General features: G+C 42.7%; 10 protein-coding genes. 5 read left to right on the plus strand and 5 right to left on the minus strand.

Features of this window, described 5'->3' with window-relative positions:
* Positions 1–19: 19 nt before the first annotated feature.
* The 3 genes from QO189_RS09800 (at position 20) to mmsB (ending at position 3,233) form a co-directional block, all read left to right on the plus strand.
* Positions 20–802 (plus strand): enoyl-CoA hydratase, encoded by a 783-nt coding sequence (locus tag QO189_RS09800; RefSeq protein WP_371532590.1) that lies wholly within the window; start codon positions 20–22, stop codon positions 800–802.
* Between the two features lie 55 nt (positions 803–857).
* Positions 858–2,141, plus strand: coding sequence for an enoyl-CoA hydratase/isomerase family protein (locus QO189_RS09805; protein ID WP_371532591.1), 1,284 nt, complete (start codon positions 858–860; stop codon positions 2,139–2,141).
* A 174-nt stretch (positions 2,142–2,315) separates the two neighbouring features.
* Positions 2,316–3,233 (plus strand): 3-hydroxyisobutyrate dehydrogenase, encoded by a 918-nt coding sequence (gene mmsB / locus QO189_RS09810; RefSeq protein WP_371532592.1) that lies wholly within the window; start codon positions 2,316–2,318, stop codon positions 3,231–3,233.
* 162 nt (positions 3,234–3,395) lie between these two features.
* On the opposite strand, the gene QO189_RS09815 is transcribed toward mmsB, so the two are convergent.
* Positions 3,396–4,154: an IclR family transcriptional regulator gene (locus QO189_RS09815; protein ID WP_371532593.1), complete on the minus strand. Its 759-nt coding sequence runs from the start codon at positions 4,152–4,154 to the stop codon at positions 3,396–3,398.
* A gap of 593 nt (positions 4,155–4,747) precedes the next feature.
* Between QO189_RS09815 and QO189_RS09820 the strand changes: the two genes are divergently transcribed.
* Positions 4,748–5,626 carry a hypothetical protein gene (locus tag QO189_RS09820; protein WP_371532594.1) on the plus strand — a complete coding sequence of 293 codons (879 nt, stop codon included), beginning with the start codon at positions 4,748–4,750 and terminating at the stop codon, positions 5,624–5,626.
* 126 nt (positions 5,627–5,752) lie between these two features.
* Here QO189_RS09820 and QO189_RS09825 read toward each other — a convergent pair whose 3' ends face one another.
* From QO189_RS09825 to QO189_RS09835, 3 genes are all read right to left on the minus strand, one after another.
* Positions 5,753–6,556 (minus strand): 4'-phosphopantetheinyl transferase superfamily protein, encoded by an 804-nt coding sequence (locus QO189_RS09825; protein ID WP_371532595.1) that lies wholly within the window; start codon positions 6,554–6,556, stop codon positions 5,753–5,755.
* Between the two features lie 357 nt (positions 6,557–6,913).
* Positions 6,914–7,432, minus strand: a complete 519-nt coding sequence (pal, locus tag QO189_RS09830; RefSeq protein ID WP_371532596.1) for a peptidoglycan-associated lipoprotein Pal — start codon at positions 7,430–7,432, stop codon at positions 6,914–6,916.
* 141 nt (positions 7,433–7,573) lie between these two features.
* Positions 7,574–8,182, minus strand: coding sequence for a DUF6231 family protein (locus tag QO189_RS09835; RefSeq protein ID WP_371532597.1), 609 nt, complete (start codon positions 8,180–8,182; stop codon positions 7,574–7,576).
* A gap of 390 nt (positions 8,183–8,572) precedes the next feature.
* Here QO189_RS09835 and pepN point away from each other — a divergent pair, with 390 nt between their 5' ends.
* Complete coding sequence (gene pepN, locus QO189_RS09840) at positions 8,573–11,173, plus strand: aminopeptidase N (RefSeq protein WP_371532638.1); 2,601 nt, start codon at positions 8,573–8,575, stop codon at positions 11,171–11,173.
* Positions 11,174–11,403: 230 nt separating this feature from the next.
* Here the strand turns inward: pepN and QO189_RS09845 are convergent, their stop codons facing one another.
* Positions 11,404–12,486 carry a 3-deoxy-7-phosphoheptulonate synthase gene (locus QO189_RS09845; RefSeq protein ID WP_238039058.1) on the minus strand — a complete coding sequence of 361 codons (1,083 nt, stop codon included), beginning with the start codon at positions 12,484–12,486 and terminating at the stop codon, positions 11,404–11,406.
* Positions 12,487–12,602 lie beyond the last annotated feature (116 nt).

A 12,602-nucleotide genomic window follows, 5' to 3' on the forward strand; every position in this document is an offset into this window, starting at 1 on the left:
ACTAAAACAAGGATGTTTTATGACAGAGTATACAAATCTGAAGCTATCAATTGATGGTCATACCGCCATATTGACGTTGAATAACCCACCGGCACATACGTGGACGATGGATAGTCTGCATGCACTTAAACAGCTCATCACAGATCTCAATGCCAATGACGATATCTACGCATTAATCGTGCATGGAGATGGTGAAAAATTCTTCTCGGCTGGTGCAGATTTAAACAATTTTTCAGATGGTGATAAAGGCCGCGCAATAAGCATGGCGATTGCATTTGGCGAAGCGTTTGAGGCCCTGTCTGCCTATCGCGGTGTCAGTATTGCCGTCATCAACGGCTATGCGATGGGCGGCGGATTGGAGTGTGCGCTCGCCTGTGATATCCGTATTGCAGAAGCGCACGCTCAGATGGCACTGCCAGAGACAGGTGTGGGGTTACTGCCCTGTGCAGGTGGTACCCAAAACCTACCTTGGCTAGTCGGTGAAGGTTGGGCCAAGCGCATGATACTGTGCGGTGAGCGCGTCGATGCAGATACGGCACTGCGTATCGGTCTGGTTGAAGAGGTCACTGCAAAAGGCGCGGGACTACAAGCCGCTCAAGATTTGGCAAAAAAAGTCGCTAAGCAATCACCCGTCGCTGTCAGTTATTCCAAAGCACTTATTCAGGCGGCTAGAGACACACCGCCTGCACAAAATCTTATCCATGAGCGTGAAGCTTTCGTCAAGCTATTTGACACAATGGATCAGCGCGAAGGTGTACAAGCCTTTTTAGAAAAGCGTCAACCCAGTTGGCAAAACAAATAATCAGCGGTCAAAACGCTTGAGCCATTTTTATTATTTAATTTTGTAGGTCACTTTTATGACAGCAGCTACGACATCGACTAACGACACCAACAGCACTAACGCGCAAACATCAGCCAATAATACAGCACAAGAAGCGTCTGTATTGTTCAATACTGAACCGACAGATTGTGGGCATTTGATTGGAGTCGTGACACTCAATACACCAAAATCGCTTAATGCGCTCAGTGTTGATATGTGCCAACTGCTAGCAGCGCAGTTAGAGCAATGGCAAGCGGATGATCAAGTAGTGGCGCTTGTGTTAAAAGGTGCAGGCGATAAGGCCTTTTGTGCTGGCGGTGATATCCGTAAGCTTTATGACAGTATGTCTACTAGTGCACCAATGCCAAACCCTTATGCTACTGAGTTTTTCAGTCACGAATATCGTCTATATCGTCAAATGCACTTTTACTCAAAACCTCTAATATTATGGGGTGATGGCATTATTATGGGCGGCGGTATGGGGCTGATGGCAGGATGCAGTCATCGTGTCGTCACTGAGCGTACGCGTTTTGCTATGCCTGAGATTACTATTGGCCTATTTCCTGATGCTTCAGGCAGTTGGTTTTTGCAGCGAATGCCCGCCAAAACAGGTTTGTTCTTAGGTCTAACTGGCGCGATGTGCAACGGTAATGATGCACTGTTGGCCAACCTAGCAGAGTATGCTGTTGCAAGTCATGATTATGATGCTGTCATACAATGTCTTAAGCAGAGCGACTGGCAAACGCTAGATAGTGCCAGTAGTTCAAACAAGTTCCATCATAATAGTGCGCATAGTATCGTCAGCCGTGCACTGGCTAGGCTACCAGTAGCCGAACTGCCTGATAGTAAACTTGCGATGTACTGGCAGCCTATTCAGCAATTGATGAGCAGCGGTGGTTTGGCAGATATTGATGCCTTGCTACAAAGCGATGAAGCGCTTACAGTGTTGAGCAAAGACTTTGCAGAAGACAGTTGGACGCAGCGAGCAGTCGCAACCTATCGGCATGGTTGCCCAGTAACGGCAGCGTTAACCTACGCGCTGTATCAAAAAGTCTCTGATTTATCGATCGAACAAGTACTTTATTTAGAAACCAACGTGGCAGTACATTGTGCAGCCAATCCTGATTTCAAAGAAGGCGTGCGGGCATTATTGATTGATAAGGATAAAGATCCGCAGTGGTCGCGCTCATTGGTAGACTGCCTAAGTGTAGAAGGCCAAGCGTATATCGATAAGCACTTTGCCAATCCTTATACAAACAGTGAGCACCCTCTAGACGGTTGGTTGAGTGAGGAAGCTTTGGGCAGTCAGTATGTGCGCTAATTATTTACAGACAACTCAAAAAGTAAGACAGATAACGTTTTTTAAAACTTTTAAAAAGCATCATAAAACATGATGTAGATATATGACTAACAAATATTGTCAAATGGTATGTAGCAATGGCTACATCATAAATCATCAAGGAGTGATGAGATGGGTACAAAGGATACAAGTACAATGAATAATAACTCTAAACCAAATATTGCCTTTATTGGGCTTGGTAATATGGGTGCGCCTATGGCAGAAAACTTATTAAAGGCAGGCTATACACTTTCTGTCTTCGATCTGTCTGACGCAGCAACCCAGCGCTTAGAAAAAGCAGGTGCTCGCGTGGCACAGAGTCCTAAAGATGCGGCGAGCAATGCTCAAGTTGTCATTAGTATGTTGCCGGCGGGTCAGCATGTGCATTCTGTGTATCTGGGTGATAGTGGCGCTGATGGGTTATTGGCAGAATTACCAAAAGGTACGCTTGTGATTGACAGTAGTACGATAGCGGCTGCTGATGCTAGAACAGTGGCAGACGCTGCAAGCCAGCTTGGCATCGACTTTTTGGACGCCCCAGTATCTGGCGGGACAGGTGGGGCGATTGCTGGTAGCTTGACCTTTATTGTTGGTGGTGATGACGACGCTTTTGCCAAAGCTGAGCCGATACTTGCTGTAATGGGAAAAAACATTTTTCATGCAGGCGAGCATGGCGCAGGACAAGTTGCGAAGATTTGCAATAACATGCTGTTAGGTATCCTAATGGCAGGCACGGCAGAGGCGATTAATTTAGGAGTCAAGAACGGTCTAGATCCCAAAGTATTATCAGATATTATGCTACAAAGCTCAGGCCGTAACTGGACATTAGAGGTCTATAACCCTTATCCGCAAGTTATGGAAAACGTCCCATCTAGCAATGGCTACCAAGGTGGTTTTATGAGTAAGCTGATGCAAAAAGATCTCAATCTTGCCATGCAAACGGCTCAAGATACTCATGTAGACACGCCAATGGGTGCCAAGGCAACAGAGTTATATGCCACGCATGCGCTTGAGAACGGTGATAAAGACTTCTCTAGTATTATGGGCTGTCATGATGCCTCGGTATTGTTTTAGGATTATCTTAGAAATAACGACTCATATACTCAATCACTCTTAATATCATGAATAGTGAGAACTGATTAAAGAAAGCGTATTCGATGAAAAAAGGTTCATGCTATGTTTATAGCTTGAACCTTTTTTTAATTTGATCATAGTAATGAATGAGTAATGACTCCATTAGCTTTGTAGATCATACACGAGAGCTTGGATATCTTGCGCTGCTTGCTGTAGTCGAGGCACATGAGTCAGCAATTCGTCGAGCGATACGCGTATCGTCGGTGCATGCAGGTACAATGAGGCCAGATAGCGCGACTTTTTGTCCAAGACAGGCACCGCCACCGCCACCATCTCAGAGATAAACTCCTCGTTATCAATACCAATGCCAGTGGTAGCGATACGATCGAGCTCGGCATTCAAGGCGTCAATATCAGTGATGGTGTTTTTGGTAAATTTATCTAATGGTAGACCTTGCAGTATTTTATTGCGACTGGTGGTAGACAATTGGCTCAAATACAACTTGCCAGTTGCTGTACACCACATGGGCGACTTCGCTCCTACAGGAAGGTATATCTGCAATGGTAAAGTCGTTTGTGCGCGGTTGGTATAAATCATATTCATATGATAAGGAACACCGATACCGCAAGTTTCTTTGAGCTCATCAACCAGTTTTTGCAAAATCATCTGGCGCTCATTAAAGAATAACCGCTGCTGCCAAAGCTCAACGCTCAGATTGCGTACCCGTTTACCAGGAACAATACCGCCACCGATATCAACGGTCAAAAAACCATCGTCGACCAAATTCTGAATCAAACGGTGTATGGTTGGTTTAGGAATATCCAACTCTTGCGATAGCTCAAGTGGAGAGAGAGGTTTAGAAGCATATGACACGGCTTCTATGATCTCTAACACACGGGTAATCGAGGATACTTTAGGCATATAAAAGGCTCAGTAGTGGTAAAAGGGATGAGGCTGACGAGACTATAACGTTTTCATAACGAAGACAAATAGTAATAAATCTGCATTCCCACAGTAGATCTATCGCTATGTCTAATTTAGCACAATATCAAGCTGAGACAAGGATTAGTGACACTATATAAGAACATTTGTACTGTTAGCTTCAATATTTACAATTTTTTCTAAGCGAAACAGTAGACACCTCAACTCACATACTGCAACATTCTGTAGTAATAAGCTATATAACTGGTGTTGAGTTGAGCCGCTGACTCAGACATTATGATGAAACATTTTGTAATACCCTCACATGAACATTAAGCCAATCAATATTCATGTCTACACTGATTAATTGCTTTGAGAGGGTTTTGTAACAGGAATTCAAAGTTTTGCAGGTTGGTGTAGCAATTATTACAGTAACTATGCAATCTTTACATAACGGCAAATAAAAAGCGCATCCTTGGGGGTGACTTTTTGAGTCAAAATTGTTTTAATCTCTTCAACAAAATGGTGGTTTAAAAAAGAGCAAAATTATCATTTTTTACGGGCGAGTTATTTCACACTTTAGGAGAATAATTATGAAACTTATTAAACTTACAGCTATCTCTGCTGCTGTTCTAGCATCAACTGCTGCATTAGCAGCTGATCCAGTTATCGTTGTTGACGACAATGATGCGGTAGTATACGAAGCAGAGCCAGTTGCATATCAAGCAGCACAACCTTCTTATGCATACAACTCTGATGCTGGTATTGTACGCAACACTACTGGTGCTGTTGTTGGTACGACCAAAACTATCTTTAACACACTAACTCACCCAGCTTCTGTTAGTGCTGAAGCCGGTACTTTGGGTTATGGTGCTAGTCTTGGCTTTAGTGTGAACGACAAAACTGAACTACAAGCTGGTTGGGCAGGTGGCGATGCTGCTGAGCTTTTCGGCGGTGATTTTGATGCAAACGATGTAAACTATGATGTTGACACTGACTTTAGCAACCCATATCTAGGCGTGCAGTTACGTCCTATGGCTAACTGGTTCACTATGGGTGCTGGTATCATCGTTCCTGATAACGAAATCACAGCTACTGCTAATGCTAAAGATGCAGGCGATAATGGCTACTATCCAGTTGACGGCGCTCGTTACTTCGTAGGTACACCTGATGCTGGTCAAGTTGATGTAGCGCGTGGCGATATTACAGAAGTTGGTGGCGTGCAAGCTGATCTTGAGCATCGTAACAAGCTAGCTCCTTACTTAACTGTTGGTTTCCGCCCTAACATCACTAACAACTTCGGTGTATTTGGCGAGCTAGGTGCTGCGTATCTTGGTAAGACAACAGCAACTGTTAATGCTAACGGTGCTAACGGTGCACTTGCTGAAGATCAAATCAAGAAAGAATTAGAAGACGAGAACTATCTTGAGTGGATGCCAATCGTTAAACTTGGTGCAACTTACCGTTTCTAATCTAATCACAGTGTAAATACTGTCATTAGAAGAATCGAAGTGTGAAAAAACGACCCTTTTTAGGGTCGTTTTTTTATGTCTAAAAGAAAGTAAAGATAATAACTGCGAGAGCATTGTCAGATATGATCAAAAAACAACGACTGTTTGGTTCGATTGCAATATGGCAATTTGGTGATTGGATTGATTATCAGTATGACTGATAGTAACGAAGTCTTTATTTATATCATCAGTCAAGGCAGGGATCACATCAGAGTAATCTATACCTAAACCTTGTGCCAAAGTATACTGATGAATCTTGATAAAGCTTTCTTTGATTTGCCATAGTAACTTTGCAATATAATCACGCTGATTTTTTGGTAATGTCTGTAAGATAGTAATTTCATTATCTGAGTAAAAACGCTTGACGATATGCCAAGCGACATCATTGTGCTCGATGTCGATGCCAGCAGGGCAACGACGACTGATGACCGCTGCTATTTTGCTGTATGAAATAGCACCGATATTTTGATTAGATTTTTTATTGAATTCATTTTTATTATGAGCGGCTGTATGGCTAAAACAGACGTAATACTTGCTTTGGCGAAGACGATAGGGAAAGCTCGACTCATCTAAGGTATCGCTGATTTCTAGCTTATTAAGTAGCGTTTGTAGTAACTGTCTCACACCTTGGCGCTGCTGTTGACGTTGCCTGCGAGCGATACTGCGTTTTGATATTGGTTTTTGTACTACATGATAATGCCATTCGAAATGACGAAGCTCAGTAAAGACTATATGTGATGATGGACATACTGATAACCAGTATGAGTTATTCCACGCGCTGTTAATTCCTACAGGATTGGATAAGTTGCTTACTTGAGCAGTCACGCACCATGCTTCGCGGTCGAGCTGAATGTATTGGATTTGAGTTAGATTCATGGCTGGTATTATCATGATTGGTCATTAATATTTTTAATTGAAAACGAAATTTTTTTAGGAATATAAATAATATGCTTGAAATTAGGTATCTTACATTTGAGTTTGAAATATTTATATCTTACCTAGGGCGTGTCATCATTTAGATAACGAGGCTTAAAATGAGATAAATTGCAGTCAAACAAGGAAGAAATTGCAGAGAATATAGGTATATTCACAAAGTTTTTGACGATGTTTTGCAAAATTTAGCCATTTTAAGACCGTTAAATGATTTAATGGGCTAATTGATGACACGCCCTAGCCCAATAGAATATAAAAAGCCCAGTAATATAACATTACTGGGCTTTTTTAAAGCAAATGATTTTTGAATGACTCTTAGTAAGATAGCTCAGCACGGCGGTTTTGTGCATAAGCATCTTCGGTATTGCCAGCCGCTGCAGGACGTTCTTCACCATAGCTGATGACACGGATATTGTTGGCAGCGACACCTTGAGCAGCAAGATAGTTGCGTGCTGCTTGGGCACGGCGCTCACCGAGTGCCATATTGTATTCACGGCTGCCGCGCTCATCAGTATGACCTGCGATAACCACACCAGCTGCTGGATTTGAGTTTAATAGGCTCACGTGTTGGTTAAGGACACTCGCCGCTTGCGCAGTGATTTCGCTGCTATCAAAAGCAAAGTAGACAACCGCTTGTAAGTTTTCAGCACCAGTAATGACAGCGGTTGAGTTATCAACGATGACAGCACCATTATAGCCAACTTGACCACCTGGGATGCCTAGCGGCGCGACCACAACTTCTGAGGTAGCACGTTTAGTCGCACAACCTGTAGTGATTGCAATGGCGCTTGATAATACAGCTAAAACAGCGATCTTAGAAAAACTGATTGACATGACGAGCTCCTAAAATTTTAATTAAATTTATTTTTTAAACTGCTTACGATAAAACTCAGGCAATCTTTATCCATCATATACTAACTGTTAATTTATGTAAGTATTTTTACTGTAAATAACGATAGATAGATATGTAACGTATCACCAGCGGTGTTTGCCCCAGTTTTCAGGATTGGCCCAGTAATCAGCATTGAGCCAATTCGGTAGTTGTTTATAATCATATAAATTGAACTGCCAAAGCGTCGCTGATACAGTGGACGACGTTATGGATTCAATATCACTAATATCTAAAGAGGGCTCACTTAAGATATCAAATGGTGTAAATCCGTAAGGTTTCAAATCGATTGAACTATCAAGCGCAACCAGCAAGTGTGCTGCATAGAGATCACGATAACGCATGAGGGTAGGGATGTATTGATGTAACAGCTCTTGTGAGAGGATGGGTAGCCAAAAGCAAGCAAGTTCGTATCGTTCAAGCACATGCTGTTTAGCAAGCTCTGGTAAAGTGGAGACGTGCCATGCTTCAGCTGATACGTTACTATCATCTTTAACATTCGTATTTTTCTTTATCTGTTTTTGCAGAGTTGATAGTTCTGTTTTGTCGTGTGCTACCCATAACAGATCAGTCTGTTTATCCATCGTTTGTGCTTGTTTATCAAGTGAGCTATCAAGCGAAGGCATGAGAGCATCAACATACTCTATCAGTAAAGGTAACGTAATCTTTGAGTATTTGGCAGTGTGTGTTGTCATATAATAAGCCGTTTATGAAAGGTGAGTTATTAGTGCGCCCATTAAATCATTTTCATCGGCATTATCCAATTGTTGATTTAGTCATTTATATAGATGCCTATTAACACGCATGAATGTATACGAGGAAACGTATATAAAGGATAAACTCGGTTATCTCGATGCGCGTACTTGAAATATAAGGATTTAGGTCAATCTATCTATAAGCAGGAAACCATATATAACATGCGCTCGTTGTAACTTTCATTGTGACTTTGAGCGCCATAAACGTTGCTATAAAGACGAAAGCTATAATGCGAATAGCAAAACAATGACACTCATAACATATCATTAATAATAATAGGAAATCACATGTCTACTGCTGAAACCGTTGCTCAGATCATCAACCCTGAAATGCCAGATGTACCACCACATGCACCAAGTAAAATTAATCTAAAAGACTATCAGAAGCCAAGTTTTGATGTTGAAACGGTTCATTTGGACATTAAGCTATTTGAAGATTATGCTCAGGTAAATAGTACGCTTGAGATGGTACGCCAAACCGCAGGGGATATTGTCTTATTTGGCGAGTCATTAGAGCTGCTGTCTATTATCATGAATTATAAAGCGTTAAAATCTGAGCACTATCAGCAAGAAGATGGCAAGCTAACGATTTACAACGCTCCTGATCAGGTCACCTTAGATATTCAAGTACGTATCTGCCCGCAAACCAACACCGCGCTTGAAGGTCTATACATGGCAGGCAGTGGTGACGACACGATGTTTGTGACTCAGTGCGAGCCAGAAGGTTTCCGTAAGATTACTTTTTATCCTGATCGTCCTGATGTACTCGCGATATTTACCACTCGACTGGAAGCCGATAAGCGCTATCCAACGTTATTGGTCAACGGTAATTTAGTTGAAGCAGGTGAGGTCGCTGATGCGCCAGAGCGTCATTATGCGATTTGGCAGGATCCAACCAACAAGCCAAGCTATCTGTTTGCTTGTGTTATTGCTGATTTAGATGTGTTGACGGACTCTTATACAACCAGCGAAGGTCGAGAAGTATTACTTGAGGTTTACGCAAAATCTGCTGATATCGATAAATGTGATGTTGGTATGCAAGCCTTAAAAGACGCCATGAAGTGGGATGAGGTTAATTACGGCCGAGCCTATGATTTAGATCGCTATATGATTGTGGCAGTCAGTCAGTTCAATATGGGCGCAATGGAAAATAAGGGTCTTAATATTTTTAACACCGCTTGTGTGTTGTCCAGTCCTGAGACCACCACTGATGCGCGCAGTTTTAGCGTAAAAGCCATTATTGCTCACGAATATTTCCATAATTGGACAGGTAACCGTATCACTTGTCGTGACTGGTTTCAGCTGTGTTTAAAAGAAGGTTTTACGGTCTACCGTGATCAGTCGTTTTCAGCAGATCAGCAATCAAGTGCGGTACAGCGTATCGATGACGTAGCGACACTACGCGCGCATCAGTTTGCAGAGGATGCAGGCCCATTAGCACATCCAGTACGTCCAGAGAGCTTTGTTGAGATTAATAACTTTTATACGACAACTGTCTATGAGAAAGGCGCTGAAATTGTACGTATGATTGCCAACACGTTAGGGCCGGATGATTTTCGCAAAGGAACAGACGAGTATTTCCGTCGTTATGATGGACAAGCTGTAACGGTTGAAGACTTTTTATCAGCACTCAGTATCACTGATGACAAAATCGAGGACTTTATCGACTGGTATCGTCAGCCAGGTACGCCAGTGGTATCGGGCTCTCAAACTTATGATAGTGCGGCGCAGACATTAACGATTACCTTGAATCAGCAAACACGCCATGTGAAAGGCTTTGATGTACCAAAACCGTTGCCGATACCTGTAGCAACGGCATTGTTTGATAAAGATTCAGGCGTTATTGTCGCTGAGCGTATGTTATTGCTTGACGAGGCGACGCAAACGTTTGTGTTTGAAAATGTCGCAAGTGAGCCTGTTGTGTCTTTACTGCGTGATTTTAGTGCGCCAGTACAGCTCAACTATGATTACCAAGATGCAGACTTAGCATTTTTGCTCAAGCATGAAACCAATGGGTTTAACCGCTGGCAAGTCACCCAAATGCTGGTAAACCGTATTTTACTGCAAAGCCAAGGCGCGAAGAGCAGTCCTGATGTATATTTAGAAGCCTTGGCACAGACGTTGCCCGTTTTAGCAGCTGATGATGCGATGCTGGCCGCACGATTACTTGATATTCCTTCAGCGCAAGAGCTGGCTTCTGCCATTCCTCAAGACTACGATCCGGTACTAGTGAAAGAGCAGCGCGATGGGCTATATCAGCAAGTAGCAGATAAATTAAAAGAACAGTGGGCTGCGTTATACAATGATCTGCCAATGCAGTCTTATGAAGACAGTGCTGAAGCTCGAGGCATTCGTGCGCTGCGTAATGTGGTGCTTGATATGGTACTGACTGCTAACGTTGAAGGTGCAGCCGACTGGGCACAACAGCAATATGATAATGCTAGCTGCATGACAGAGCGTTTTGGTGCGTTGAAGGCGATGGTTAACCATCAATTAGTAGATGCAGATAAGTACTTATCGGACTTCTACGAGCGTTTCCAAGCAAACGATCTGGTGATTGATTTGTGGTTCAGTGTGCAAGCTGCCGCTGATGATGTGACACCTGATGTTATCAAGTCGTTAATTGCGCATACCGATTTTGATTGGAATACCCCTAATCGTGTCCGTTCAGTTATCAGCGCCTTTAGCTCGCAACCAACAGTACTATGGACAGCAGAGGGTCTGAAGATGTATACAGACGTCATCAAAAAACTCGATGATGCCAACCCCGTATTGGCATCGCGATTATTGCAAGTGCTGGCACGCTGGAATACGTTGGCTGAACCACGTCGTCAGATGGCACATGAGCAGCTAACAGACTTGCGCAAGAACGTTGCATCCAAGCATGTGCTTGAAAGCTTAGAGAGTGTATTAGGTGCTGCAAATAACTGATTGATAATAGCTAGGAAATAATTTTAGCTGTAATATTAACTTTAAAATAAAGCCAACCCCAAATTAGAGTTGGCTTTATTTCATTGAGCGTATAGAATTAATTGTCATTAAAAATTAAGCTGTTCAAGAAAGTGTTTCTCTTAAAATGATCCCAATAAAAAGCCCCTTTCGTATCAGTACGAAAAGGGCTTTTTAGTTTTTGCTTGAAGATATACTATCGTTAATAGCTATTAGCGGTTTGGCAGTACATCTTTTACCATATCACGTAAGCCACGCAATGCGGTGACAGTGCTATCCCAGTCTAGACAGCCATCAGTGATAGATTTACCGTACTCAAGCTGACTTAAATCAGCGGTTAGTTTTTGATTGCCGCCCTTTAGGTGACTTTCAATCATCATGCCGATGATTGATTTATTACCATTTTGAATTTGCTCAGCGACGTTTTGGATGACCATTGGCTGTAGATAAGGATCTTTACCTGAGTTGGCATGGCTTGAGTCAATCATGATTTTGCCATTGGTTTTGCCTTTTGCCAGCTCGTTCTCAACTTGAGCAACTGCCGTTTCATCATAATTAGGTTTGCCATTACCACCGCGGAGTACCACGTGTGCGTAAGGGTTGCCTTTCGATTTGATGATAGAAACCTTACCATCTGAGGATAGACCTAAGAAACTATGACCTTCTTTAACGGCTTGCATCGCATTGACAGCAACGGTCATACCGCCGTCAGTACCGTTTTTGAAGCCAACTGGGCAAGATAAGCCTGAGCTCATTTCACGGTGTGTTTGACTCTCGGTAGTACGTGCGCCAATCGCTGACCAGCTGATTAAATCCTGCATGTATTGCGGCGTGTTTGGATCAAGGGCTTCAGTCGCACAAGGCAAGCCTTTTTCATTCAAATCAAGCAATAACTTGCGAGCCGTGCGCAAGCCTTTTTCGATATCAAAGCTGTCATTCATATCAGGGTCATTAATCATACCCTTCCAACCGACCGTGGTACGAGGTTTTTCAAAATAAACACGCATGACGACAAATACGCTGTCTTCGATCTCTTTTGCCAATACGGCCAAGCGATCGGCATACTCATGGGCCGCTTTAATATCGTGGATAGAGCAGGGTCCAATGACCACAAACAGGCGCTTGTCTTTGCCGTCCAAGATATTTTGGATAGTGTTTCGACCGTTTAGTACGGTTTTGTATGCGTCGTCTGATAGAGGTAGCTCAGTTTTTAGCTCAGCGGGAGTAATCAAAGGAATAAATTTTTCAATATTCACGTCGTCAATGTCTGCATTATGGGTAACTGATGTTGTCATGGTTATATATCGTCTAGCTGATTTATAGGAATATTCATTATGCGGACAAAAGTGTTGGTTGACAAGGGTAGTCCGGTAGTTAATTGACTGATAACTGGAATGAGGAAACTAAAACT

Origin of the sequence: Psychrobacter sp. Arc29 (genome assembly GCF_041431175.1) — a bacterium.
GTDB lineage: Bacteria > Pseudomonadota > Gammaproteobacteria > Pseudomonadales > Moraxellaceae > Psychrobacter.

Excerpts from the sequence above, each read along its gene's own strand:
- QO189_RS09825 (WP_371532595.1), bottom strand. The coding sequence starts at position 6,556 with ATGATAATACCAGCCATGAATCTAACTCAAATCCAATACATTCAGCTC.
- QO189_RS09845 (WP_238039058.1), bottom strand. The coding sequence starts at position 12,486 with ATGACAACATCAGTTACCCATAATGCAGACATTGACGACGTGAATATT.
- QO189_RS09800 (WP_371532590.1), top strand. The coding sequence starts at position 20 with ATGACAGAGTATACAAATCTGAAGCTATCAATTGATGGTCATACCGCC.
- QO189_RS09835 (WP_371532597.1), bottom strand. The coding sequence starts at position 8,182 with ATGACAACACACACTGCCAAATACTCAAAGATTACGTTACCTTTACTG.
- QO189_RS09820 (WP_371532594.1), top strand. The coding sequence starts at position 4,748 with ATGAAACTTATTAAACTTACAGCTATCTCTGCTGCTGTTCTAGCATCA.
- QO189_RS09815 (WP_371532593.1), bottom strand. The coding sequence starts at position 4,154 with ATGCCTAAAGTATCCTCGATTACCCGTGTGTTAGAGATCATAGAAGCC.
- mmsB (WP_371532592.1), top strand. The coding sequence starts at position 2,316 with ATGAATAATAACTCTAAACCAAATATTGCCTTTATTGGGCTTGGTAAT.
- pal (WP_371532596.1), bottom strand. The coding sequence starts at position 7,432 with ATGTCAATCAGTTTTTCTAAGATCGCTGTTTTAGCTGTATTATCAAGC.
- QO189_RS09805 (WP_371532591.1), top strand. The coding sequence starts at position 858 with ATGACAGCAGCTACGACATCGACTAACGACACCAACAGCACTAACGCG.
- pepN (WP_371532638.1), top strand. The coding sequence starts at position 8,573 with ATGCCAGATGTACCACCACATGCACCAAGTAAAATTAATCTAAAAGAC.